This is a genomic window from Brevibacillus reuszeri, assembly GCF_002897295.1.
Lineage (GTDB): Bacteria > Bacillota > Bacilli > Brevibacillales > Brevibacillaceae > Brevibacillus > Brevibacillus reuszeri_A.
On sequence record NZ_BEXF01000003.1, the window covers coordinates 1 to 24,979 of the forward strand.

The following is a 24,979-nucleotide window of genomic DNA, read 5'->3' on the forward strand; positions in this document are numbered from 1 at the left end:
AGGATTTGTTCAATAGCCGTAATTTTTACCGGACCGGAAATCTTTGCTCTGTGAGACATAAAAATGCTCCTCCTTGCAGGTAGACAGTTTTATTATTTCAACTGTCTACCCGAAGGGGAGCATATCAAATCGTAGCAGACATGCGATTGGTGGAGGTATTTTTATTAAGTAAACGATTCATCACTCTCGCTAGCAGGAAACTGCTCATGCAAAAACTTGGCAAGATCGATCTCCCCTTCCGCCGAAACCACCACACCTTCGCTTTCCAGGTACATCTTTTGCAAAGTGAATGATTCATCATCCGTAAGTCCGATTCGGCCTTTGGCATTGATTACTCTGTGCCAAGGCAGCTTGTACTTTTTGCTCATCGAATGGAGTATGCGAACAATTTGTCTCGCTCCCCGCGGGCTTCCTGCCAATGCAGCGATTTGTCCGTATGTCATGACGCGTCCTTCGGGAATGCTGCCAATAATGGCGATCGCCCTCTCCGTAAAAGGCCTCATATTCCTTTCGTGCCCCTCTTCCTTTCGTTGATAGGCAAGCGGGCTTGTGACGCTTTCGCCATCACAAGCCCCCACACGTCTCAAATTCAAATCATCGTCTTTTGCGTTAGTTTAAAACAGTTTTTCCAATTCGTCTACCAGACTGCCGACATACGCTACAGCATCGCGAATCGGTTGTGGATCTGCCATGTTGACACCTGCTAGCTGCATCAGCTCCAAAGGCGTTTTTGTACCGCCTGCTTTCAGTGCTTCCAGCCAACGATCAACGGCAGGCTGACCTTCCTTTTGAATGCTTGCAGCCATCGCAGTAGAGGCAGTCAGGCCCGCTGCATACGTGTACGGATACAAGCCCATGTAGTAATGCGGTTGACGCATCCAGGTCAGGCTCGCTGCCGGATCGAGATCGACTGCGTCTCCCCAGAATTCGGAGAGCACCTCGCCTTTCCATTCGCACAGCTTCTTCGCAGTCAACGGCACATCTTGCATCGCAGCTTCATATACTTTACGCTGCATTCTACCTTCAAGCAAGTGAGTGACAAAGTTGTGGTAGTACGTATTCATCAGCTGCAAAATTACCCAGCGCTTCAAACGAGGATCGTCGGATTGCTGCATGATATGCTGTGCCAGCAAAAGCTCGTTGATCGTCGACGGTGCCTCGATAAAATACAGGGATGGACGTGCATTGGTAAAAGTCTGATTGCGTCCCGCCAGTGCGAAATGACCGCAATGACCAAGCTCGTGAGCCAGTGTAAACGCACTGCGCATATTGCCCGACCAGGTAATCAAGATGTAGGAATGGTTGCTGTACGGTGTGGAGCAGAAGGCCCCTGTGGACTTGCCTACGTTGTCTACATAGTCAATCCAGCGCTCATTCAGCGCTTTTTCCATGATCTCTGCATATTCAGGTCCCATTACCTCAAGAGCTGCTTTGATTGTGCGTCCTGCTTCTTCAATCGTAACTGGCGGACTGAACTCAGGATCGAGCGGCGCTTTCAAATCACAGAAGGAGAGCTTTTCCAGTCCGAGCTCTTTGGCTTTCAGCTTTGCAAAGCGACGCATGTGTGGTGCAAGCTCCGTCCCGATAATATCCAAAATGTTATGGTACATCTCCAGTGTCACCTGCTGCGGGTGCAGGAGCATCTCGGTAACCGACTCATATCCACGCAATCTGGACATGACCGTCTGTTTCTTGACTTCTGTTGCATACACAGAAGCAAAGGAATTCTGATAGGATGCAAGCGTGCGCGAGAACGACTCGTAGGCAGATCTGCGCAGCTTTATATCAGATGACATTTCATAATCAGATTCAAACAGAGCAAACGAGACCGGATTCTCTACTCCATTACTGTCTGTCACGGATTCAAAGGACATATCCGAAAGCTTTCCACGCTGATAGATGGTGTAAGGGGCTGCAAACACTTCGCCCAATGCTGCCAAAGCTGCTTCCGTATCCGCTGAGAGACGATGCGGCTTCGTTTCTAAAAGGTCAGACAGGTGTTTGCGGAAAGGCTCCAAGCCAGGCTCTTCCTGCAGGAATTTTTCAATTTCTCCTTCTGGCAATGCTAATATCTCCGAAGGGATAAAAGAAAGCGATGCGTTTAGATGAGAAACCATATCCCCTACTCGCGCAGAATTCGCCTGATTTTGTGGGTTCGTTCCGTCTTCAGAGGATCGCAGGCTTGCGTAGGACGCCACAAGCTGTGCCCGGATCGTAATAGCTTCTCTTGCCTCGAAGCAAGCAAGCAGTGTTTCAGCACTCGTATGTAATTGACCTTGAAACGCAGTAACAACCGGCAGTTGACTCACAATATCAGATAGTTCAGTTTCCCACGCTTCTTGACTTTCGAACAGATCATCCAAATTCCACGTAAGCGATACATCGACTTGGTCACGCGTCTGTCTTGTTTTCACGGTTTATGCCTCCCTCGATGGTTCAATAAAATGTTTTCTATTATTAAAGTTTGATTCTCTTTCGAATTTTCCTCTAATTCTTAAAAATAAAAGTATACTTATTATAATGTAAAATATTGGATGAAGCACTCACCTATTGCTACTATCTTACGTAGGAGGAGCTCCATATGATGAAATCAAACAATGCAATATTCAAAATCGTCTTATCATGCTCCTTGTTGTCTGCATGTTCATCCACTCAGGAAGCTTACTCGATTCCATCAGCAGAAGCTTTGGAGCTTGATACGGACACAGTTGATAAGCTGATTCAAATACATGAAATCGCAAGAGAGGATGCCCAAGAAATTGGTTATCCTGTTACTCTGGTGTCACTTCCTATCCCCTCTACTATTTATCAGGATGGCAAACCTCTTGGAGCCTATTTAGTAAAAGTCGCCTCCAAGTCCAAGAAGCATCCAGAAAAAGATCTCATTATTCTCTACTACTTTTCGATACAGCATGAGCTGCTGGTACGTATTCCTCTGGGTGAGAATGAGGAACTGATTGAAACCAACACGGTTCGACCAAAAAACATTCACTTTTAACTCATCAAGGTAAATTAGCTCGAAATCGCATGGGATCTGTCTGTTTCTGCGCTTTCCTAGGAAATGAGAAAATAAGTAGCAAGTATTTCCAGACAAATAGGTATAATAGAACAGAATGCTCGCTTTGTAATGGAAGAGGAGGTTTTCACCATGTCTTTTGATACTAATTTTGAACGTTATGCAGAGCTCGCCGTCAAAATAGGGGTAAACGTACAACCGATGCAAACACTCGTCATCACGGCTCCTATTTCTACTGCCCCTTTTGTCCGGAAGGTTGCAAAAAAGGCATATGAAGCAGGAGCAAAGCATGTCATTATGGAGTGGTCAGATGATGAATTGACACGCTTGAAATTTGATCTCGCTCCAGACGAAGCCTTTTCAGAATACCCACTGTGGAAGGCAAAAGGGTTGGAGGAAATGGCTGAGAACGGCGCAGCCTTTTTGTACGTAACAGCGTCTAACCCTGATCTATTAAAGGGAGTAAAGCTAGATCGAATCTCTGCCTCTAATAAAGCTGCGGGTCAAGCCCTACATGCGTTTCGCAATTACACCATGTCCGATAAAGTGAGCTGGTGCGTCCTCGCCGTGCCTTCTCCACAATGGGCTGCCATGGTCTTCCCTAACCTCCCTGCTGAGGAGCAGGAAGCTGCGCTGTGGGAAGCCATCTTCCGGGCAACCCGTGCTGACATGAATGATCCAGTACAAGCATGGCATGATCATCATGCGGCGCTGAACAGTAAGGTCGATTTGCTAAATGCAAAGCAATATCGATACTTGCATTACACAGCTCCAGGAACTGAGCTAACGATCGAGCTGCCTCCCAAACACATCTGGATTGGCGGCGGTGGCCATAACGAAAAGGGTGTTTTCTTTATGGCAAACATGCCGACGGAGGAAGTATTTACTGCTCCTCTGAAAACAGGAGTAAACGGCAAGGTAACCAGCACAAAGCCGCTTAGCTATCACGGCAATCTCATTGAAAATTTCACGCTGACCTTTAAAGATGGCAGAATCGTAGAAGCAACAGCGGAAAAAGGAGAAGCATCGCTCAAGCAATTGATTGAAACAGACGAAGGCTCACATTACTTGGGTGAAGTAGCGTTAGTCCCTCATCTCTCGCCTATTTCCCAATCGAATATTATTTTTTACAATACATTGTTTGATGAGAATGCCTCTAACCATCTCGCTATTGGAAATGCTTACTCCGTCAATATCGAAAATGGAGCAAACATGACCAAAGAAGAGATAGAGCAATACGGAATCAATACGAGCATGACGCATGTGGATTTCATGATCGGCTCGGCTGAGATGGATATCGACGGGGAAACGGCTGACGGAAATCGGGAGCCTATTTTCCGCAAAGGCAATTGGGCTTAAATTCATGGCGAAAAAGGAGAGGTGACCGCCTCTCCTTTTTTCTGTACGATACAAAATTAGCGCGACGAAGCTACATCCCTGAGCTATTGCGTAATGATCGGATATAGATGCCCCTGAAGCGCAAAGGATGCTTTCCCTGTCTCCTCAGAGACTACGATGATCAGAGCATCACTCACTTCGCTCATGCCGATCGCAGCCCGATGCCGCGTACCCAGCTTTTTTTCCCCGACCACGACCTGTGACAGCGGAAGCACGTTTGCGGCGGAAATAATTTGATTTTGCCGAACGAGCACTGCACCATCATGCAGAGGACCGCCCGGAAAAAAGATTGACTCCAGCAAAGAATGGCTGAGCCACGCTCCAATCGGAATACCTGCTTGCAGAAGCGTGCTCAGCGTGTCATTGCGCTCAATAACGATGAGAGCCCCTTGTCTTTTCGCTGCCAAGTGCTGGACAGCAACAGAAACATCCTCGTATTTGTCTGTATACGGCGCTAAATAGCATTGCAAATAAAAGGATGCCGCTACCGTCTCCAGTCTACTGAATCTGCTTCTGATCTTTTCAAAGGTACCTAGAAGACACCCATTTTCGTTAGCGAGAACGTCTATGCTTTCTTCCATTGCTTTTGAAATCGCGACTAATTCTGCTCGCAGCTCCTGCTTCAACAGCGATGTATCACAATTCACATGCTCCATGGAAACCCCTCAATCACAAAATTGTCTTTCCGTCCTTCTCTTATGGTTGAGTGTTCCCATCTACTGACAAAAGCATCCGGCTTACAGCACCTGAAAATCGATACACCTGCCCCTAAGCATGAAAAGCCTTTACCGAAATTTGCGCGGCGGTAAGTGCCTGTCGAATATGCTGGGCGAATTCGAGTGCATGAGCCCCATCTCCATGAATGCATATCGTATCAGCGGAAATAGGCACATCGATCCCTTGCTCGGACTGCACAACGCCTTCTTTAACCATCCTCACGACCTGCGTCAATGACTTTTCCTGGTCTGTAATCATGGCATTCGGTTGGGTGCGTGGTGTAAGTGTACCGTCTTGTTGATACGTCCGATCAGCAAAAACCTCATGTGCAGCACGCAGGCCAATCTTCTCACATGCCTTCGTGAGCTCACTGCCTGCCAGTCCAAACAGAATGAGATTGGGATTAACCTGATACACAGCTTCTGCGATCGCTTCAGCAAGTGGTGCTCTGGTGGCAGCCATATTATATAAAGCGCCATGAGGTTTTACGTGCTGCATCACTCCACCTTCTGCTTGGACAAAGGCCTGTAGCGCTCCGATCTGGTAAACGACGATATCATGAGCTTCCTCTGCGGACAGCGCCATATTTCTACGTCCAAACCCGACCAGATCAGGAAATCCTGGATGAGCCCCGATCGCTACGCCCGCTTCCAATGCCATTCGTACTGTCTTTTTCATGGTGGCAGGGTCCCCTGCATGGAAGCCACAGGCGATGTTAGCCGAGCTGATATACGTCAATATTTCCTTGTCATTTCCTAACGAGTAAGCACCAAAGCTTTCTCCCATGTCGCAGTTAATGTCTACAGCTTTCATCGTTCGACCCTCCATCCCACATACATTTCCATCCCGAGTTTAATCTGTTTCAACAAGATCTCTCGCTCGTATAGCGCTGTCTGGGCATCACGAAGCGAGATCTCCACAAAACGAACGGATTCGCCTGGCCGTAATTGAGCTACAACTGACAAGTCTACACTTGCCACGTAACCGATTTTGGGATAACCACCGATCGTTTGTCGATCCGCCATGAGAATAATCGGTTGTCCGTCAGGTGGGACCTGTATCGTTCCTGAGGTGACGGCAGCTGAAATCAGCTCGTTTGGAGAAGTCAGAGTAAGGGGCGGCCCGGTTAGGCGATATCCCATCCGGTCGGAACGTGGCGAAACCTGAAAGGATTGTCGAAAAAAGCTGTGCCTGCTCTCCTCTGTGAAATCATCAAATTGCTCTCCGCGAATCACTCGTACAACAGCTTCTTGAGTCGTAGCATAGGAATTAGCGGAAATAAACCAATTCATATGGGAATAGGCGGACGTACCCACCTGATTTTTCAAGTGTTGAGCGAGAAAAAGACTATACGGACTTTGCTCATGATGGCCAAGCTTATCACCTGACTTCAGCATTCTTCCCTCGAAGCCTCCAAAGCCTGCCCTCAGGTTGGTGCTCCGACTCCCCATGACTAGAGGAACGTCCAACCCACCTGCTACCGCTAAATAGGCACGGCATCCGTGCTTGGCATGTCCAAACTGCAGGACACTCCCACTTTTAATCCATACGGGACGATTCGATAAAACAGGCTGGCCATCGATCATCGGGCTGAACTCGCCACCACATATCGCTATAACCATGTCTTTTTGAAACAGCAAGGTTGGACCTTTTATCGTGATCTCAAGAACTGCGTCAGTAGACTTGTTGCCGACTAAGAGATTAGCCATTTGCAAAGCCAAATCGTCCATCGCTCCACCTACATTGACACCGTGCTGTTGATATCCATATCTGCCACGATCTTGCACAGTTGTACTAAGTCCGGGCGAAATGACTTCTATACTCACGAAGACACCTTCTTCCTCTCATCGTATTCCTCTTCAGAAATAGGATGGAAGCGAATCTTGTCACCTGAGCGCAAAAGACTCGGCGAGTGTTCATCTGGCTGAAACAAGCACTGTGGTGTTCGACCTATGATTTGCCATCCGCCGGGGCTTTCAATTGAGTAAATTCCAGTTTGAGAGCCCCCGATCCCTACACTTCCCATCGGAATAGAGAGTCGTGGCGAAGACCGTCGTGGTGTAGAAAGTCGCTCATCCATCCCGCCTAAATACGGAAATCCTGGAGCAAAACCGATCATGTAGACCAGGTACTCTCTAGAGGAATGGATGGCAATGACCTCATCACTACTGATACCGTTATGCTTTGCTACTACTTCCAAATCCGGACCGAAGCTGCCACCGTAGCAAACCGGAATTTCTACGAGCCTAGCTTCTCGCGCGTAGCTTTCTGGAAGATGCTCTGCCATTTTCTTGAGAATTGCGAGGACACGCTCGTAAGGTATGACATCACTACTTGGATCAGAGAGAAGGATGGGATCATAATAGACCGTTACCGAAGTAAAGCCTGGTACGAATTCTACCATTCCGGGGAAAGGATGCTTCTGAAGGTACTCAGAAAACGTTACGACCTTCTCATGTGTCGTTTGATCAATGACGTCCCCTAGTTTGACAATGACACCCGAATCCCCAAGAGGAGAGAATTCATGGTTAGGCAACATTTCCCCCTCCATTTCGATTATCGGTTCTGTCACGTTACCTTATAAGAAAAGAAAAGAGGAGGTTCACTCCTCTAAGATCAACTGATCTGTCCGCCACTTACGACCATATCTTGATCATGGGAAATCACGGCTTCAATTGCCACACGCAAACCTTTTACAATCGTTTCCAGCGCCATGCTTGGTTGTCCTGACTGTCTGGCTGCCTGTTCTGGAAGGTACGGGATATGGATGAACCCGCCGCGGATGGCCGCCTTATTCTCAGCTACGTAATGCATCAAGCCATAAAAAACGTGGTTGCATACATACGTGCCCGCTGTCTGCGAGATAGAAGCAGGGATTCCTTGTTGCTGCAGCTCATGGACCATTGACTTGATCGGAAGAGTCGACCAGTAAGCAGCAGGGCCATGCTCCACAATCGGGGTGTCGATGGGCTGGTTTCCTTCATTATCGGAAATCCGAGCATCATTCACATTGATCGCGACGCGCTCGATAGAAAGGTCACCACGGCCACCTGCTTGGCCTATGCACAAGACGATATCTGGCTTCGTCTCCTCAATTGCTGCATACAGATGCTCGATCGATTTATTAAAAACAGTAGGAATCTGCCGGACTTCCACTTTGTATTGATCAGATTCGATTTTAGCCAGCTCTTTGACTGACTCCCAAGCTGGGTTTATAGGCTCTCCTCCAAAAGGGTCAAATCCTGTAACAAGAACCTTTGTCATAACTTTTTACCCCCTATCTGTATCGGTCGCAAACGCTTCATACGAATGCTGCTTTGCTCAACTTGACGTGAAACTACATGTGGACATGCCGCAACACTTCTGAGTACTTCCCGGTTAAATACCTTATGTGTTTCCATGCAGTCTCGCAGTGCATCACCCCAAACCGTCTCATCGGCTGCTTCCGTGATCAAATCAAGCGTTACCCACTCTGGAAAACGCGAGACCAAAGAAGTGGACGAGCGATCAGGTTTGGTGGGCCAGCGGTAAAATAGCAGCTCTTGATCATCTGGCAACGGGAAAATTGCTGGTTCCCAGCTGTGACCATATCGTACGTAGCGTTCCACATACTGCTTATTTTTGTTCCAGAGATACGGATTTTGCCTCATGCCATCCTCTGTCGCCTTTTGAATCGTATCAAGCGCGAGTGCATGGTGAGGATATGCTGTTCGATCCAGCTCACGACCAATTCCGTAAAAGAGCGAAATCGGCACCCAATACGATACGGGGAATCGCGGTGGACTGTTGTACCCAGCAAAAGGCTGCGTCCACTCGTGAGAAGGAATTCCGTGATCATCAATAATCACATCAGGCAGCCAGCGATAAAATAGCTGCGGGACAACCCGTGATTCACCAAAAATACTCGGTTTAAAGCGATGATTCGTATACTCCAGACCCACTGCGTTATAGCGGGCGGCGTGATGCTTCCAATATGGGTTATCTTTCACCAGCTCCTGATGAAGGGCGATCCCATCCGGATTGGCAAAGGGAATCACGACGAGATTGAAGCGCGTTAGCCATTCCGCTCTTTCGGTTACGATTTCTTTTACGAGCTCTCGGATGGCGGGCATACTGGACACTTCGTTCGGATGATGCCCCGCTTCGATCAGCACAGTCGGCTTGTATAGAGACAGCTTGTGAGTCGATACATAACTGGAAACACGAGGGGTCGTAACCTCCACCGTGTAGATTGATCGACCTTCAAACGATTTTTCGACTTCCCAAATATGGACAGACGGATGTGCAGCGAGCTCAGCCCACTCATCAATCATAGGGTCTTCCTTTGGCCCAGCAGGTGCGTAGTCCCACTCCTCGACCGTGCTCGTCGAATCATTTCTCAACAATAAACCTGCACGCACTGGCTCTGTTTGCTGATCATCAAAGTACAGATGTGTGGTGGCAATAGTGAGCGCTTGCTTCTCGCTATATTCTTTTACGCGAATGGTTGCATGGGGCGTGATCCCTGTTTCCACCCGGACATACGGACGTACCGCCCCCGGTGAGTTCCATGCCACTCCCGTTTCTTTTTCACCTAGATAGGCATAGTAGTCAAGCGTGTAAAAATAAATATCCTCGTGCAATGCTTCTAAAGATGAAATCGTCTCTTCATCGATATTCAGCCGTTCTTCTTGTTCACTCATCGCGACTTCAACATCGATTGAGTAAAAAAGAGGAATGTCCCCTCGATATGGACCTTGTTGCTTTTGCATAAGAGCTGCTGTCAGCTCCGGTAAAAATTGCTGCGTATAATACTGCCAAAATCTTTCCCGATCAGTAGGAACTATATAGTGGTTGACCGCCAGACCGTCGTTAATGGTCAGACCAGATGTCGTCGGATAGGCAAGTTTCACCTGATCAGCATACGGAACTGATGCTACAGGAACATCCAATTGCCATGTTCCCAGCAGGTTCTGATTTTTTCCATACACCTCTACCTGATAGGTCGTCTGCAACCGTTCATCCATCACGAATGAAGTTTGGGACAAAGAAATTCCTAGCTCCCTGGCAAGCAGCTGGTCTACGGGATAAAGCTCCTGTAGCCAACGATGCGATAGCTCCATTCCATCTTTACGCGACTCCCGTTGAAACGAGATTGCTACTCGTTCCACTCGCTTTCCTGAACGCTGTAAGCTTGGAATGATCGTTTCCTTTACCCAGCACAAGCCTGGCTTAAATGCTGAATGTATATGTACATGGTGTTCCATTTGCGGGAGCAACCGGGAGATGGTATGACCCCAGCTTCGTTCCAGCGCCCGTCGTATCTCTACCGGTTCAGACATAAAGGCGGTGATTACCAGAGGAGCCGATACTTGCTTGCCCTCTTTCAGCTGCTGAACGAGCGTCTCTACCTTTTCCTGAAACAACTGCTCCATTTCGCTTCTTTCACCCGGGTCACTCCATGTTTTCTCTACAAAAAGCGGAAAGTCCTGCTGAATGTTCTCGCTTGCCGCATTCTCCCACTTGCCATAGGTGCCGCCGGTTTGATGCGGGGTCGCACTCGCGAAGTAATCAAGTGCAGAAATTACGGCACCTTCTCCACCAGTGATACGAATCACTCTGGCTGTAGCTTCTTGCTCATCAGCTACAATAACTACCTCGGCCTGCGTGTTTGACTTGTTTGGTTCGATGTTTACTGCAAAAGTCAGTTCTGCCACGCGTTCTTGTTCACCTGTCAGGGGAAAACGAAGCCCAGTCGATGCCAGGCCAATGCGAGCAGCGAAACGAGCAGCAGCTGTAATAGATGCGCATGAGATAATTCCAGTAAAGAAAACATCGGTTTGACTTGTAACATCGATGCGGCCTGCTTGATAAAACCCGGCAGTCGTCCAAAGCTCTCCAAGACTATCGAGAGGCACCGGACGATCTACTGATGTCTTTGCGCCATTCGTCGCCTCATTCACAAGAGCAACCACGATCTGATCAACTGGAGAACTGTCTGCCATCGTATAAAGCTCGATCATGCCAGCACGGTATTTGATTGCTTGAATGTCATGATCCGTTGAACTGCTAATTACCCCAGCTGGCCAGCTTGATGCCATCCAGCGCATCATCTGGCTAATGCTCGACTCGCTTCCACCAAGAAATTCTAGCCGCTTATGATCCGGCTGTATACGACAGGCTGCCTCATCCGTTTCATTGGCTGAATCGATAAAAACAGTGCACACCCAATCCCCGTCTTTTGTTGCTTGTGCCTCACCAGGAGTATCCACTTCGCGAATTACGGGTAAATCCAGCTCACTGGTTTCCAATCCCAACCGCGCGCAAAAGTCAATCAACCCTTCTACCGCGATCCCTGTTTGCTGAAAAAACGAAACAGACAGGCAATCAGCAATTCCATCATGATTTTGATCGCCCACCAAACCTGCAGTCGTAAAGATGTCACGTAGTCCTCTCACCAGTCTGCCTCCTTACACACGCAAATTAGGATCAAGCTCGTCACGCAGCCAGTCGCCGAGCAAATTAATGCCAAATACGGTCAGCATAATCGCAATACCTGGGAAAGTAGCTACCCACCAGGCTGTTTCTAAATAGTTACGACCATCTGCAAGCATACCGCCCCAGGTAGGGATGGAAGGGTCCACACCAAGACCAATGAATGTCAAGGACGCCTCCAGCAAAATGTTTACCGCAACATTTAACGTAGCCAATACGATGATGGATGATAGAACATTCGGGAGAACATGCTTTCTGATGATACGTAAATTCGTAGCACCAATCGCTTTGGCTGCCTGTACATACTCCATTTCTTTTACGCTCATAACCTGACCTCGAACCAATCGGGCGAATCCAACCCAGTTACTAATCCCCAATACGAGAATGAGCTTCCATAATCCCGCCCCAAAAACCGTCATGACAATGATCGCAAACAGAATAAAAGGAAAAGCAAGCTGAACATCTGCCAAACGCATCAAGAGATCATCAACCCATCGCCCATAAAAACCGGCAATTAGGCCCAAAATGACACCGATGACCATGGAAATTAATACAGACACGACACCTACGAGCAGTGACACGCGTGCTCCATAAATAATCCGACTAAGCAAATCACGGCCGACCTGATCGGTTCCGAGTATATGCTCTGATTTCCCCGTATCATCCATCCAGGATGGGGCTGTCAATCGCGCTCGCAAATCAGCCTTGTCAGGTGTAGTCGGCGCTAGTACTGGTGCAAAAAGAGCTGATAACACTGCGATCAGGAGCAAAAACATCCCTGTCATTGCCCACGGATTACGAACAAAGCGTCTCCCCATCTTGTTCCATTTTCCGCGTCTTTTTACTGGCGGATTCGTCTGATTGTTAGTAACTGCAGCCGTTGTCATTCGCTTTTTCCTCCCCCCTGCCTAATACGTGGATCAATAAAGCCATAACTGATGTCAACCAGCAGGTTCACGAAAATCATCAAGAAGGACAAGATGATGACCGACCCTTGGATGACTGGAAAATCACGCTGGGAAATGGCATCGATCAGCATCCGACCAATCCCTGGCCATGAAAAGACCTGTTCAATAATAACTGTACCGCCGAGAAGCGTTCCGAACTGCAGACCAATGAACGTGACAGTAGGAATCAATGCGTTACGCAAGCCATGCTTGATAACCACGATCCATTCCTTGATCCCTTTGGAACGAGCTGTATTAATGTATTGCTGATTCAATACCTCAAGCATCGAAGAGCGCACGAGGCGTGCCAGGATACCTGACAAAATAAGTCCGAGCGCCACAGACGGCAGTACGAGATATTCCAGACCTTGATAACCAGAAGCCGGGAACCAGCGTAGCTTAACTGCGAAAATAATGATCAGCATGATCCCAAGCCAAAAGTTCGGGAAGGAAATGCCGAGCAAGGAGAAGATACGACCGAAAAAGTCGGCTACGCTTCCTCGGCGAACGGCGGAAATAATCCCGACAGGAATCGCAATCAAGAGGGCGACGAACATCCCGCCAAATGCGAGCAACAGTGTTGCCCCCATCTTCTCTTGCATCATTCCAATTACACTTTCACCTGTACGAAACGAGGTACCCAAATTCCCAGTAAACATGTCTTTCAAATAAAGAACGAACTGAACATACACGGGCTCATCCAAGCCAAGGTTTTTACGCAATTCCGCTATGGCTTCTTTTGTAGGTTCGCCTGCCTGGAACATGATCGAAACCGGATCACCTGTCAAACGAACGAGTACAAAAATAACAAGGGTGATAGCAAGAACGACAAAAATACTATGTAACAAGCGTCGAATCAAAAAGGTTGTCATCCCGCTCCTCCTTTTTCATAAATGAGGGGAATAGAAGAGACTTCTTCTACTCCCCTGTTCAATCTGTTTCCTATTCTACCGATACCTCACGCAGATCGATGCGCTCATCTGCTGGAGGCTGGAATCCTTTTACGCGTTTGTTAACAGCCCACAGGTTGATTGTTTGATAGAGCGGTACTTCTGGTACCAGCTCATACAGACGTTTGTTCAGCTCTTTGAAAGCTTCGAGACGTTTGTCTTGATCGAAGGTGGAGCGTTCAGCTGCCAGCAATTCTTCTACTTTTTCATCATAGAAATCAGGATTCCAGAACTCTCCCTTGTGATACATCAGGTATGCGGTGTTGTCAAAGTCAAGCGTCCAGCCACCCCAACCGTTACGGTACATATGACCAGCTTTTCCGTTTGGAATCAGATCGGAAGTAAATGTGGAGGAATCAACCAGATTCAGTTTCACTTTCAAACCGACTTGACCCAATTGAAGCTCAACTGCTTGTGCCACTTCTTTAAAGGTTGCATCTGTACCTGGCAGGAAGAGCTCCAGCTCAGTTCCTTCCTTCACACCCGCTTCAGCAAGCAATTGCTTTGCTTTTTCTGGATCGTACTGACGCAATGGGAGGCTAGGATCATGACCGAAAGACATTTCGCTTTGGAATGAGTTCACACGCTTACCGTAACCGCCGAGCAATGTGTCGATGATCAGATCAGCATCAATCGCATAGGCAATCGCTTCACGTACTTTTACATTGTCAACAGGCTTCTTGGTTGTATCGAAGCGCAGAGCATAAACAGTTGGAGAGCCTACTTGCATCAGCTCCAGATCAGACATGCCTTTGATGGAATCGGTTTGGCTGATCTCTACCTTTTTCATTACGTCAATCGCACCGGTTTGCATTTCAGCAAGACGTGTAGTTGCTTCCGGAATGAAGCGGAAGGTTACTTTGTCCAGCTTAGGCAGGCCTTGCTTCCAGTAGTTCTCGTTTTTCACGAGTACCACTTTATTATCTTTTTCATAGCTTTCCATTTTGAAAGGGCCAGTACCTACTGGATGAGTATTGAAGTACTCGTCCCCTTTTTCCTTAAAGTATTGCGGAGGAACGATCACACCGCCATAACCCGCCAGCTTCGTAATCAGTACAGGGTCCTTTTCCTTCAGGATCATGTTTACGGTAAATTCGTCTACGACTTCAACATGGTCAATCGAAGCGTAGTTTGCTTGCTGAGGTCCTTTTTTGCCTTCTTCTCCAAGTAAGCGATCAAACGTAAATTTTACAGCTTCGGCATTGAAAGGCTCGCCATTGTGGAACTTAACACCCTGACGAAGCTTGAATTGGAGTGTTTTATCGTCTTTAAATTCCCAAGATTCTGCAAGTCCTGGCTGGAGCTTCAGATCTGTCGAGCGTTCTACCAAGCCCTCGAATACAGATGTTGCTACTGTACTCCAGTCGAGCAGGAACGTATCGATTGGGTCCCAGGAATGCGGGTCGCCGTTAACACCAAGTGTCAGTTCGTTTTTCCCAGCGGCAGGTGCTGCGGTTTCTGCTTTTGGTTGTGGGTTCGCTTGGGTGCCAGAGTCCGCTGGCTTGCTAGCACATCCGCCAAGTGCGGCTGCGAGCACCAGCAAAGCTGAGCACGCTGTGATACCTAACTTTTTCAATTCAAATCCCCCTTGTTTGTTCTGATATGCATGCTTTCATTTATATGGCAGCCGTCATTCGTACCTATGGATTGTACAAATGACAAGCGACATATCTCCCATCCCCCATGGAATGAAACTGGGGTTTTTCTGTTTTGCAAATCTCCATACAATCTGGACAGCGCGTATGGAACGTACAACCGCTAGGCGGGTTGGCCGGGCTTGGCACATCACCCGTCAAAATGATTCGTTCACGCTTCATTTTCGGCTTGGCAATCGGAACCGCCGAGAGCAAGGAGCGTGTATACGGGTGCAGCGGCTCCTCGTATAGTGCATTTTTCGGCGCCAGCTCAACCATACGGCCTAAATACATCACACCGATACGATCGCAAAAATGCTTGACGACACTCAAGTTGTGAGAAATGAATATGTATGTAAGTCCGTATTGCTTCTGTAAATCTCTCATCAGATTCAACACCTGTGATTGGATCGATACATCCAGTGCAGATACAGGCTCATCCGCCACGATCAGCTTGGGATTAAGAGAGAGGGCGCGTGCGATACCGATCCGTTGGCGCTGACCTCCACTGAACTCATGTGGAAAGCGCTCTGCATTTTCCGGCTTCAGCCCTACGACCTGCATCAATTCCGCGACTTTCTGTTTACGTTCCTTTGGTGTCGGATACAGATTGTAGATAATCATCGGCTCTTCAATGATGTCTCCGACTGTCATACGCGGGTTCAGGGAAGCAAAAGGGTCCTGAAAAATGATTTGCAGGTCCTTGCGCTTCATTCGCATCTCGTAGGGGCTAAGCTTGGCCAAATTCTCTCCCTGAAAAATGACATCCCCTCCGCTGGGCTCAATCAGACGCAGGATTGCCCTGCCCGTCGTCGATTTCCCACATCCCGATTCTCCGACAATCCCTAATGTTTCACCTTTTTCTACCGAGAAGGAAATGTCGTCGACTGCTTTCACATGATTCGTTACTTTCTTTAACAATCCACTGCGAATTGGGAAGTACTTTTTTAAGCCTTTCACTTCCAGCAAGGGTTTCGATTCAGACTTGTCCACTTCTTTTCAACCCCTTTTCTCCATCATCGTTGCTTCGTCTATTCGTTTGCCGTGGACTCATGTAGCCAGCACCTGCTTTTTGTCCCATCAGGTAAATCAAACAATGGTGGTGCCTGCGCGGTGCATTTGTCGTAAGCCTTGTTGCATCTTTCAGCGAAGCGACAGCCCACTGGCATTTGACCCGGACTTGGTACGGTTCCACCGATTGTGAAAAGGTACTCTTGTTCTACATCCATGTCAGGGATGGAGCCTAGCAGGCCAACCGTGTATGGATGCTTTGGCGTTTCAAACAGCTTTTCTACCTCTGCTTCTTCTACAACCTGTCCTGCATACATAACCACTACGCGATCACACATTTCAGCAACGACGCCCAGATCGTGGGTGATGAGCATGATCGTCATATCGCTTTTTTGTTGCAACTCTCGCATCAGATCGAGAATCTGCGCCTGGATCGTTACGTCCAAAGCGGTTGTAGGTTCATCGGCGACCAAAAGCGAAGGACTACAGGACATTGCCATCGCGATCATCACACGCTGTCTCATCCCACCTGATAGCTGATGCGGATACTCGTCGACAATTTCTTCAGCACGGGGAATCCCAACCAGCTTTAGCATCTGGATTGCATGTTCTTTAGCTTGCTTCTTGTTCATAGCCGTATGATTCAAGACCAGCTCCATGATTTGCGCGCCGATCGTATACACCGGATTCAGTGAAGTCATCGGCTCCTGAAAGATCATCGCAATTTCTTTTCCTCTGACCTTCCTCATCTGATCTTTGGAATAGCCAACCAGGTTTTCACCCTTGTACAAAATTTCTCCGCGAGTAATTTGTGCCGTTCGTGGCAGTAATCCCATGATGGAGAGGGAAGTGACGCTCTTACCGCATCCCGACTCCCCTACTACTCCGATGGTTTCGCCCTTGTTGATTTGAAAGCTCACCCCATCCAGAACGGTAATCTCGCCATTGTCGGTGCGAAATTTCGTTTGAAGATTCTTAATTTCCAGCATCAAATTCCCCCCTTTGCTCGACATACCCTAGCTTGCTCATGATTTCTTTGGCAATTTCTTTTGTTTCTTTGACCAAATAATCCAATCGATCTTGTTGGAAACGAGAGGTAGCTCCAGCGAGGCTGAGTCCCGCGATTACTTGTCCAGTAAAGTCTCGGATTGGCACGGCAATCGCAGCGGAATCCGGCTCTAATTCTCCGTAGCTCACGGTGTATCCGCTTTCACGTGCGTCGTGAATCCATTTCCAAAGCAGCCCTTTGTCCGTATTGGTATCCGGAGCGATTTTTTGCAGCTCAACGCGATTCAGCAGTTCTTCGATTTCTTCATCTGGCAAATAGGACAGGAGAATTCGCGGACATGCTCCAGCGTAAAGTGGTGACTTTCGTCCTACCTGCGTATACACCCGAACATATTGACGTGTATCTACCTTTTCAATGTAAACGCCCTCGTCCTGGTCGCGAATAATCAGGTTGACCGCTTCATCTACGCGATCTCGCAATTGCAGCATATACGGCAGAGCGATCTTCCTGATCTCCAGGCGCTGTGCCACGATGTTTCCGAATTCGAGCAGCTTTAAGCCCAGCTGATAACGCGGCGGATTATGTGTCGTTGTTTTGGAGACAAACCCACGCATTTCAAGGGTTTGAAGAATCCGAAACACCGTACTTTTTGGCATGCCCGATAATTCAACCAATTCAGTTAAGCTCAACTCGTTGTTCTGAATGAAATATTCCAAAAAATCAAGCGTTTTGAGGACACTACGATTTGCTGTTGTTTTCTCCATGTTTTTATCACCGCTTTTCCGTCCCAAAATACGGAACCATATTTTGTATTTTGGTATGCTGTCATTTTAAAATATTCTGTTTATACGGTCAATATATTTTTAAAACCCCTGTCAAGCAGTTCGTTATACCTGCTTGACAGGGGTTCTTTGTATCCATTTTCGCTAATGAATGTTCTTTTTCTTGAAGCGTCCTCCAGAAACATCGTGAATATGCCCAATCGCTAGAAAGGCAGAGGAATCGATCTCCTCTACGATTGATTTGAGCTTGGCTTCCTCCAAACGGGTAATGACACAAAAAATGATTTTTTTCGCTTCACCCGAATAGCCCCCTTCTCCACTCAAATACGTGATTCCCCTTCCCAACTGTTCTGCAAGGGCGTCGCCGATCTCGTCCGGCTGCTCGCTGATAATATAGACAGATCTTGATTGCTCCAGTCCAACCATGGTCAGATCAATCATCTTGTAGGCGATATAGTAGGCAATCAAAGAGTACATCGCTCGATCCCAACCAAAAATAAAACCGGCGCTCCCTAAAATAAACAGGTTAAAAAACATAACTACTTCGCCTACAGAAAAAGGGCTCTTCTTCGTCAGCAGAATTGCGACGATTTCCGTTCCGTCTAGCGAGCCCCCCGCTCGAATGACCAAGCCTACTCCTATACCGACAATGATCCCTCCGAAAACAGCAGATAACAGCAGGTCCTCTGTCAAGCTCGGAACGTCGTGCAGCAGTGCGGTTCCAACTGACATCACCGCTACCCCAAACAAAGTCGAGATGGCAAAGGTATTGCCGATTTGCTTGTAGCCGATAATTAAAAAAGGCAGGTTTAAAATAAATAGGAATAATCCCAGCTTGAGTCCAGTCAGATGAGACATCATAATGGATAATCCGGTCACTCCACCATCAATGATGTTATTGGGGACCAAGAAGATTTCGAGTCCGACTGCGACCAGCACCGCTCCGATCATAATGGCCAGGGTGCGCATGAAGATCTTTCGTTTTTTCGTTCGCTTACGGGGGCCTGGCAAGACCTTTCCTTCCATAAAAACCATCCTTACCCATTTATTGTTTTCTGCTACATCATTCCCCGCTTAAGCAAAAAAAATAGCCAACCAGCGAACATACTGGTTTTGTGTACACCTTCCTCTCCAAAAAATTTAGTCATTCTTTGCCATAGACGTCTTTTCTGTCCGATTTCCTGCATACATACGTGTAAGTGGTACCTCGCCTGTCATTTTAAAAAGAAAAGAGATGGTGCCTGATGTCTCCGTATCCATCGCTTGGAAAAGGGCAGATTGATCAACTATTTCTAGCGTACACTGGCTACAGTATCGGTACAGACGGTACGCCTCACTATCAATTTTGGGAGCCAGGTGATTTCCTCCCCCTCCTGACACATACCGATCGGAGCACTGGCTGCCCGGATGGGACCATGTTTACTGATTTTCTCTTTCTCGCTTTAGGGATTCTGAATGACAACGGGGAAGGCAGAATATTGACACGAGATGAAAAAAAGCCAGCGAACTGGAACGAATGGCTGCGCTATATGAATGAGCTGTTTCTTTGTGACCGCAATCTCGATGCCCTCTGTCAGGCGGTTCGCTGTTCACCCCTTTGCCGGATCAACGTCTGGATCGCGCTTCCTTACCCAAATCCACAAATTTTTCCGACTGACAGACTCCGTGTACAAGCTGTGACAGACTGGATGTGCTTATTCCTCGATAGATGGTCGTGTCAGTCTTGGGACGATTGCCTAAAGCTGCAGGGCTTTTATTGGCTGCAAGAAAGCTTATATTTTCGCGGTCCGGAAAATGACGACCGTCTCGTCATTCAGAACGTCAATCAAGAAATCCATGCTTGCAAACTTAATGGCCACAGATTGCGTTCGATCTGGATTCCGTACCAAAAGGCGAATGGCTGGAATGAATGGGAGACTCTCGGCTTTGATCTCGCCTTTCTCCAGCCAAATACGTATTTCAACCCGCAAAAAAGCTTAGAGGATGCTGCCGCGGATGCCTATGCGTATGGGATGGGGGTGGAAATCGAGTTTGATTTAGGCGTAACGTACGACAAAGCCAAACGCGAGCGTCTCCGCGCCTATTTGCAAGCAGGAGAAACAGGTGGTTCTGATTTACAGGGACGCTCCTTTTCCCCGTACATGTATGAAGCCCCTATCGCGTGGTATACAGGTGGCTGGTTTTTTGGCAAAAACGGTCGTAAGCAAGCCGTAGTCAGCCTTTATCAAGCAAATGATCCGCTTTACGATGAAATTTATCGTTTTATTAACGGAGTCGCAGAGCTATAGATTCTCTTCCTTTTTCCATTCACCGATTTTTGGGTTATAATGGAGGGATGACAATTCGTTCGGAGGATCTGGGCTGATGCTGCAAAGAGAGTTGACACGGGAACAAGTCATTCAGGTAGGAGAGCAAATTCTCGCACATATCGAGGGACATATCATTGAACGGGGCTACAACTACTTTTCGGATGGCGTCGTCTTTAACACCCGTGTAGAAAAAGGCACCCTGTTAACAAGTGATGTACAGGGAGGCGAGGTCTATCATGTGAGCTTGGACCTTGACGCAGTACAAAACAGCACATGTAGCTGCCCGTATTCCAGACTGTGCAAGCATATTGCTGCAACATTTTTTCAAATGTACAGCGTCTTTGAAAACCCGCGTCATTATTTAACGCGTTCGCAAAAGCCTCGGCGCGTTCAGTTCTCCAAATCAATGCTCACTCCGGCATTCAAAAATAGGAGTCATCTCGTAGGGGCAAGCGACGGTCATCCCGTTCAATCTTCCCTCACCGCAAATAGCCCTGTGCGCGACTGGTGGACTTTTTTTGAAAGCTGGACGAGGAACCTCTCTTCTGCTATGGAGACATACCGCGCCTCTACAGAGCTATTTTCCAGCTACGAAAACGTGCTTGGTGTCGCTGCCACGTGGCCAAGCGACCGCGCGCAATTGTTTACCATACATGCCAACCTGTTTCATTTACTGACCCTACAGGAATTCGTAAAAAAGTACCGACAATCATTTTGGTATTTGGATTTGACACAAACAGCCGAGCGACTGCTGGAGCAACTGGAAGCGTCTCTGTTTTACGCAGACATCTCAGCATTGCGGGAGAACCATTCGGAAGCCTTATTGGAAACACTGTACATCGTTAAAAAAATGAAAGAGGACGAAGCACCGTCCCTCTATTGGAGCTTTGCCTATCACATGATGTGGTGGTATTTGCTCTGTGACGATGGCTGGATTCAGCAAGAAACGGAAGAGTTAGACCAGCTGATTAGTGATTCCGAGACAAAGACAACAGTACAAGACAAATACCTTATGCTTCGCGCTCATTTTTACGTGATGGCGCGCAATGATGAGGCAGCGCTTCGTATTTGGCTGAAAAACCGTCAACTGACGTTACCCTTTTACCTCACGTACCTAAAAGCCTTTGCACGAAACAATGAATGGAAACGATTCCTGTTTTGGGTGGAATCGCTGGAGCAGCTCGTTGGGGAAGCAGAAGCACCGCACTATCGTCTGGTGACCGCCATCTGGCTAGAAGCCATGGAGCAGACGGGACAGCTAGCGGATTCTGGTGCCATGCTCAAACGCTTTTTACCCAATAGCTTTCAAGAGTACGCGGCTTATCTGTACGAAAACAAGCTATTCAAGCAATGGATCGACCTGCAGATGTCCTATCAGGTCCCGCTTGCTGATATTTCAGCAACGCAAGCAAAGGAAATCGAGGAATCACATCCCTCCCTTCTCTTTCCGCTTTATTTGCGTGAAGTAAATCGGTTGATTAACGAACGAAATCGCCCCGCTTACAAGGAAGCAATCAAGCTGTTAAAAAAAGTGCGGTCTACTTACAGCAAAGCAAATGAAGATGCTCGTTTTGAACGCTATGTAGATCAATTGTCGGCAAAGTATAACCGCTTGCGTGCTTTTCAGGAGGAATTAAGGAGAGGAAATCTGAATCTATGAGTACCGTCATGACACTCGTTCTAACCGGAGAGCTCCTGGCAGACGGACGTTTCCTGATTGCTGGGACAGGTAAACATGGGGAACGGATAGATCCCGAGCATTTGGCGGGAGCGTTGTTCGCCTGGGATGAGAGCTCGTACTACGGAACGTTCTTGGAAACATCCGAACGCGGCCTCCTCCTACGTCCGTCTGAAGCCCTCTCTTTTTTCACAAACCCGCCTTGGCTGGCGCATCGAACCTATTCGTGGGACCATGCGTTTTCTACGTTTCGTGATACCGCGATTCTGATTATGCGCGCGCTTAGTGATGGAGCTATCGTCCCTGACTTTTCCAGCTGGAAGGAGGGACGCTTGGGCTGGAAAATCGCCTGTGAGCCGGAGGAAGCCTCTATTCTCGGAGATCGCTGGCTCTCTCTCGCCTTGGAGGAAACGATTGCGGATACAGGAGCTGTGGGACGCGCATGGGATCAATTGGTCACGCAATTTCCTGCCCTCACTGTCATGGGCGCAGACTTATCATCTCACCTACAGGAGAGTGAATGGCTGCAATCTATCGGGTGGCTTCCTGACTTGACTCCGTTTCGCACATGTTTGCAAATCGTGGAAACGGAGGGCAGCTCGGATGATTGGTCCCTGCATGTCTATTTGCAGGATCGGGCACAGCCTGATCGACTCTTTTTGCTTGAGCCTGACTGGCTGCATGCGGAAGGTGTTTCCTTTGCAGAAATTCCAGACGCATGGAGGGAGCATTGGGCCCGTTTCCTCACTGACTTACAGAAATGCTTGGAGATCCTGCCCTGGCTGCACACAGGCCGCAAGAGCGCTTATCCTTTTGTTACACACCTCACCAACGAGCAGGCTTGGACGTTTTTGACATCAAGCAGTCTACAGCTCGTACAGGCGGGCATCCATGTCTTTTTACCGGCATGGTGGGAGCAGGTCCGCAGGGTCAAGCCAAAATTGAAAGCAAAGGTCACATCCTCTGTTGGCTCTGGCAGGCAGTCCTTTTTAGGGATTTCCCAAGTGATGGATTTTGAGTGGAAGCTCGCTCTTGGTCCTGTTGAGCTGAGTGAAGAAGAATTTGAACAACTGATTAAACAAAAGCAGCGGCTGTTGAAAATCAGAGGACACTGGGTCCAATTGACGCCAGACTTGTTTTTGCAAATGCAAGAAGCTCTGAAAAAGAACAAGGGAAAAAACGGCTTAACCTTGCGCGATGTCATGAAAATGCATCTGTCAGCCCCGGTAGAGGTAGAAGTGCCGGAGGAAGACGATCTCGATACGTCATACTCGCTTGCGGTTGAAGTTGAATTAAACCAGCATCTGAGCGAGCTCATGCGCCAGCTGCAGGAAACGAAACACATTCCGATTTTGCCGCAGCCTGCTAGCTTTCACGGCACACTACGGAAATACCAGCTGGAAGGCAGCTCCTGGCTGCTCTTTCTGCGCAGATTTGGTCTTGGTGCTTGCTTGGCGGATGACATGGGACTCGGAAAAACCGTCCAGTTTATTACGTATCTGCTTGAGTTGAAACAAAATGATGTCTCCGAAGCCCCTTCCCTGCTGATTTGTCCGACCTCGGTAATCGGAAACTGGCAAAAGGAGCTGGAGCGGTTTGCCCCATCCCTGAAAGTCTTTATTCACTATGGAAACGGTCGCAAGAAAAAAGAAGACTTTCTGCCTGCCATACAGTCAGCAGATTTGGTTATTACTTCTTACGCCCTCTCCCATCTGGATGAGACAGAGCTTTCTTCTCTTACCTGGAATACCATCTGTCTCGATGAAGCGCAAAATATCAAGAATGCTTACACGAAGCAGGCCTCTGCCGTCAGAGATCTGCGTGCCTGGCACCGGATTGCACTGACAGGAACACCGATCGAAAATCGACTGAGCGAGCTGTGGTCCATCTTTGACTTCCTGAATCCAGGTTACCTCGGTAGTCTCGGTGACTTTTCCCATCGCTTTGTGCAGCCGATCGAACGAGATCAGGATCAGGCCTTGATCACACAAGTGCAGCGCTTGATACAACCGTTTTTGCTGCGCCGGGTGAAGACCGATCCAAGCATCCAGCTAGATTTGCCGGAGAAAAGTGAAGGGAAGGAATACGTCCCACTCACTGCTGAACAAGGTGCCCTGTATGAAACCGCGATTCAGGATATGTTTGACCGCATGGCAAATGCTTCTCCGATGGAAAGACGTGGTCTCATCCTCACGACTCTGACTCGTTTAAAGCAATTGTGTGATCACCCTGCATTGATCCTCAATGAAATTACGACCAATGATGAAGCTGTTCGTTCGCACAAGCTGGAACGGCTCCTGGAGCTGGTAGGAGACATCCGGCAAAAAGGAGAACGCTGCCTGATCTTTACCCAGTACATCGAAATGGGCAATATGCTCCAGCGTGTACTCACTCGCGAGGGCCATGGACCTGTGCTGTTTCTGAATGGCTCCACCAAAAAAGAAAAACGCGATGAGATGATTGCTCGGTTCCAAAACCCTGAGCTTCCTGATCACGAGCGTGGGACGGTTTTTATCCTGTCCTTGCGTGCGGGCGGTACGGGACTGAATCTGACAGAAGCAAATCACGTCATTCACTTGGATCGTTGGTGGAACCCTGCTGTAGAAAATCAGGCGACTGACCGTGCCCATCGAATCGGACAACAGCGCAATGTCCATGTATACAAATTTATTTCGCTCGGGACCATCGAGGAACGAATTGATGAGATGATGGAAAGAAAGCTATCGTTAAGCCAGCAAATTGTCGGTACCGGAGAAGCGTGGATCACCGAGCTCTCTACAGCAGAGCTTCGAGATTTGTTCACACTGCGACACGATTGGTTGGAGAAGAAAGGATAGATGTGACACATGCAAGCTCCTGAAGAAAAATCCGTTGATTCTGCAGTCAAGTCCGGTAAACAGGAACAGCCGCCTGAGCTACCGGCAGCTTGGCGCCACTTTTTGGAAGTAGTCTCCCGTCACTTTAGCGCGGCGAAAAAGCTGAGCGAATAAAGAGTAATGGAATTGACAAAGCAAAAGGTCCGACGATTTTTCTATCATCGGACCTTCTTTTTTA

General features: G+C 48.1%; 21 protein-coding genes. 6 read left to right on the forward strand and 15 right to left on the reverse strand.

What is annotated here, in order from left to right; translation table 11 throughout:
• Positions 1–164: 164 nt before the first annotated feature.
• Both C3B52_RS05470 and pepF read right to left on the reverse strand, forming a co-directional pair.
• Positions 165–503, reverse strand: coding sequence for an MGMT family protein (locus C3B52_RS05470; RefSeq protein WP_103105079.1), 339 nt, complete (start codon positions 501–503; stop codon positions 165–167).
• 111 nt (positions 504–614) lie between these two features.
• Complete coding sequence (pepF, locus tag C3B52_RS05475) at positions 615–2,414, reverse strand: oligoendopeptidase F (protein ID WP_103105080.1); 1,800 nt, start codon at positions 2,412–2,414, stop codon at positions 615–617.
• 167 nt (positions 2,415–2,581) lie between these two features.
• Here pepF and C3B52_RS05480 point away from each other — a divergent pair, with 167 nt between their 5' ends.
• Both C3B52_RS05480 and C3B52_RS05485 read left to right on the forward strand, forming a co-directional pair.
• Entirely contained in the window at positions 2,582–2,998 is a 417-nt protein-coding gene (locus tag C3B52_RS05480; RefSeq protein ID WP_103105081.1) for a hypothetical protein, read from the forward strand.
• A gap of 150 nt (positions 2,999–3,148) precedes the next feature.
• A complete protein-coding gene (locus C3B52_RS05485; protein ID WP_103105082.1) occupies positions 3,149–4,375 on the forward strand; it encodes an aminopeptidase in 1,227 nt (408 codons plus the stop codon).
• 83 nt (positions 4,376–4,458) lie between these two features.
• Here C3B52_RS05485 and cdaS read toward each other — a convergent pair whose 3' ends face one another.
• The 13 genes from cdaS to C3B52_RS05550 form a co-directional block, all read right to left on the reverse strand.
• Positions 4,459–5,070: a sporulation-specific diadenylate cyclase CdaS gene (gene cdaS, locus C3B52_RS05490; protein WP_103105083.1), complete on the reverse strand. Its 612-nt coding sequence runs from the start codon at positions 5,068–5,070 to the stop codon at positions 4,459–4,461.
• A 112-nt stretch (positions 5,071–5,182) separates the two neighbouring features.
• Complete coding sequence (locus C3B52_RS05495; RefSeq protein ID WP_103105084.1) at positions 5,183–5,944, reverse strand: LamB/YcsF family protein; 762 nt, start codon at positions 5,942–5,944, stop codon at positions 5,183–5,185.
• Positions 5,941–6,957 carry a biotin-dependent carboxyltransferase family protein gene (locus tag C3B52_RS05500; RefSeq protein ID WP_103105085.1) on the reverse strand — a complete coding sequence of 339 codons (1,017 nt, stop codon included), beginning with the start codon at positions 6,955–6,957 and terminating at the stop codon, positions 5,941–5,943. The genes C3B52_RS05495 and C3B52_RS05500 overlap by 4 nt, the downstream gene beginning before the upstream one ends.
• Entirely contained in the window at positions 6,954–7,682 is a 729-nt protein-coding gene (pxpB, locus tag C3B52_RS05505; RefSeq protein WP_103105472.1) for a 5-oxoprolinase subunit PxpB, read from the reverse strand. Before pxpB ends, C3B52_RS05500 begins: the two co-directional genes overlap by 4 nt.
• Before the next feature lie 65 nt (positions 7,683–7,747).
• Positions 7,748–8,395 carry a pyroglutamyl-peptidase I gene (gene pcp, locus C3B52_RS05510; RefSeq protein WP_103105086.1) on the reverse strand — a complete coding sequence of 216 codons (648 nt, stop codon included), beginning with the start codon at positions 8,393–8,395 and terminating at the stop codon, positions 7,748–7,750.
• Positions 8,392–11,568, reverse strand: a complete 3,177-nt coding sequence (locus tag C3B52_RS05515; protein WP_103105087.1) for a M14 family metallopeptidase — start codon at positions 11,566–11,568, stop codon at positions 8,392–8,394. Before C3B52_RS05515 ends, pcp begins: the two co-directional genes overlap by 4 nt.
• A 12-nt stretch (positions 11,569–11,580) precedes the next feature.
• Positions 11,581–12,492, reverse strand: a complete 912-nt coding sequence (locus C3B52_RS05520; RefSeq protein ID WP_103105088.1) for an ABC transporter permease — start codon at positions 12,490–12,492, stop codon at positions 11,581–11,583.
• Positions 12,489–13,424, reverse strand: a complete 936-nt coding sequence (nikB, locus tag C3B52_RS05525) for a nickel ABC transporter permease (protein WP_103105089.1) — start codon at positions 13,422–13,424, stop codon at positions 12,489–12,491. The genes C3B52_RS05520 and nikB overlap by 4 nt, the downstream gene beginning before the upstream one ends.
• A 70-nt stretch (positions 13,425–13,494) precedes the next feature.
• A complete protein-coding gene (locus C3B52_RS05530; RefSeq protein WP_103105090.1) occupies positions 13,495–15,078 on the reverse strand; it encodes an ABC transporter substrate-binding protein in 1,584 nt (527 codons plus the stop codon).
• 64 nt (positions 15,079–15,142) lie between these two features.
• Positions 15,143–16,129, reverse strand: a complete 987-nt coding sequence (locus C3B52_RS05535; protein ID WP_103105091.1) for an ABC transporter ATP-binding protein — start codon at positions 16,127–16,129, stop codon at positions 15,143–15,145.
• A gap of 38 nt (positions 16,130–16,167) precedes the next feature.
• Complete coding sequence (locus tag C3B52_RS05540; RefSeq protein ID WP_103105092.1) at positions 16,168–17,136, reverse strand: ABC transporter ATP-binding protein; 969 nt, start codon at positions 17,134–17,136, stop codon at positions 16,168–16,170.
• Positions 17,123–17,920 (reverse strand): IclR family transcriptional regulator, encoded by a 798-nt coding sequence (locus C3B52_RS05545; RefSeq protein ID WP_103105093.1) that lies wholly within the window; start codon positions 17,918–17,920, stop codon positions 17,123–17,125. Before C3B52_RS05545 ends, C3B52_RS05540 begins: the two co-directional genes overlap by 14 nt.
• 162 nt (positions 17,921–18,082) lie before the next feature.
• Complete coding sequence (locus C3B52_RS05550) at positions 18,083–18,964, reverse strand: YitT family protein (RefSeq protein ID WP_103105094.1); 882 nt, start codon at positions 18,962–18,964, stop codon at positions 18,083–18,085.
• A 218-nt stretch (positions 18,965–19,182) separates the two neighbouring features.
• On the opposite strand from C3B52_RS05550, the gene C3B52_RS05555 reads away from it, so the two are divergent.
• From C3B52_RS05555 to C3B52_RS36325, 4 genes are all read left to right on the forward strand, one after another.
• Positions 19,183–20,226 (forward strand): DUF4855 domain-containing protein, encoded by a 1,044-nt coding sequence (locus C3B52_RS05555; protein WP_103105095.1) that lies wholly within the window; start codon positions 19,183–19,185, stop codon positions 20,224–20,226.
• Positions 20,227–20,302: 76 nt separating this feature from the next.
• Complete coding sequence (locus tag C3B52_RS05560; protein ID WP_103105096.1) at positions 20,303–21,907, forward strand: SWIM zinc finger family protein; 1,605 nt, start codon at positions 20,303–20,305, stop codon at positions 21,905–21,907.
• Entirely contained in the window at positions 21,904–24,762 is a 2,859-nt protein-coding gene (locus C3B52_RS05565; protein ID WP_103105097.1) for a DEAD/DEAH box helicase, read from the forward strand. The genes C3B52_RS05560 and C3B52_RS05565 overlap by 4 nt, the downstream gene beginning before the upstream one ends.
• 9 nt (positions 24,763–24,771) lie before the next feature.
• Positions 24,772–24,915, forward strand: a complete 144-nt coding sequence (locus C3B52_RS36325) for a hypothetical protein (RefSeq protein ID WP_164684708.1) — start codon at positions 24,772–24,774, stop codon at positions 24,913–24,915.
• Positions 24,916–24,979: the final 64 nt, after the last annotated feature.

Bases quoted from the DNA above. Each gene is read 5' to 3' on its own strand.
- C3B52_RS05485 (WP_103105082.1), top strand. From the start codon at position 3,149: ATGTCTTTTGATACTAATTTTGAACGTTATGCAGAGCTCGCCGTCAAA.
- C3B52_RS05495 (WP_103105084.1), bottom strand. From the start codon at position 5,944: ATGAAAGCTGTAGACATTAACTGCGACATGGGAGAAAGCTTTGGTGCT.
- pcp (WP_103105086.1), bottom strand. From the start codon at position 8,395: ATGACAAAGGTTCTTGTTACAGGATTTGACCCTTTTGGAGGAGAGCCT.
- nikB (WP_103105089.1), bottom strand. From the start codon at position 13,424: ATGACAACCTTTTTGATTCGACGCTTGTTACATAGTATTTTTGTCGTT.
- C3B52_RS36325 (WP_164684708.1), top strand. From the start codon at position 24,772: ATGCAAGCTCCTGAAGAAAAATCCGTTGATTCTGCAGTCAAGTCCGGT.
- C3B52_RS05550 (WP_103105094.1), bottom strand. From the start codon at position 18,964: ATGGAAGGAAAGGTCTTGCCAGGCCCCCGTAAGCGAACGAAAAAACGA.
- C3B52_RS05555 (WP_103105095.1), top strand. From the start codon at position 19,183: ATGTCTCCGTATCCATCGCTTGGAAAAGGGCAGATTGATCAACTATTT.
- C3B52_RS05470 (WP_103105079.1), bottom strand. From the start codon at position 503: ATGAGGCCTTTTACGGAGAGGGCGATCGCCATTATTGGCAGCATTCCC.
- C3B52_RS05520 (WP_103105088.1), bottom strand. From the start codon at position 12,492: ATGACAACGGCTGCAGTTACTAACAATCAGACGAATCCGCCAGTAAAA.
- C3B52_RS05540 (WP_103105092.1), bottom strand. From the start codon at position 17,136: ATGCTGGAAATTAAGAATCTTCAAACGAAATTTCGCACCGACAATGGC.
- pxpB (WP_103105472.1), bottom strand. From the start codon at position 7,682: ATGGAGGGGGAAATGTTGCCTAACCATGAATTCTCTCCTCTTGGGGAT.
- C3B52_RS05545 (WP_103105093.1), bottom strand. From the start codon at position 17,920: ATGGAGAAAACAACAGCAAATCGTAGTGTCCTCAAAACGCTTGATTTT.
- C3B52_RS05560 (WP_103105096.1), top strand. From the start codon at position 20,303: ATGCTGCAAAGAGAGTTGACACGGGAACAAGTCATTCAGGTAGGAGAG.
- C3B52_RS05480 (WP_103105081.1), top strand. From the start codon at position 2,582: ATGATGAAATCAAACAATGCAATATTCAAAATCGTCTTATCATGCTCC.
- cdaS (WP_103105083.1), bottom strand. From the start codon at position 5,070: ATGGAGCATGTGAATTGTGATACATCGCTGTTGAAGCAGGAGCTGCGA.
- C3B52_RS05565 (WP_103105097.1), top strand. From the start codon at position 21,904: ATGAGTACCGTCATGACACTCGTTCTAACCGGAGAGCTCCTGGCAGAC.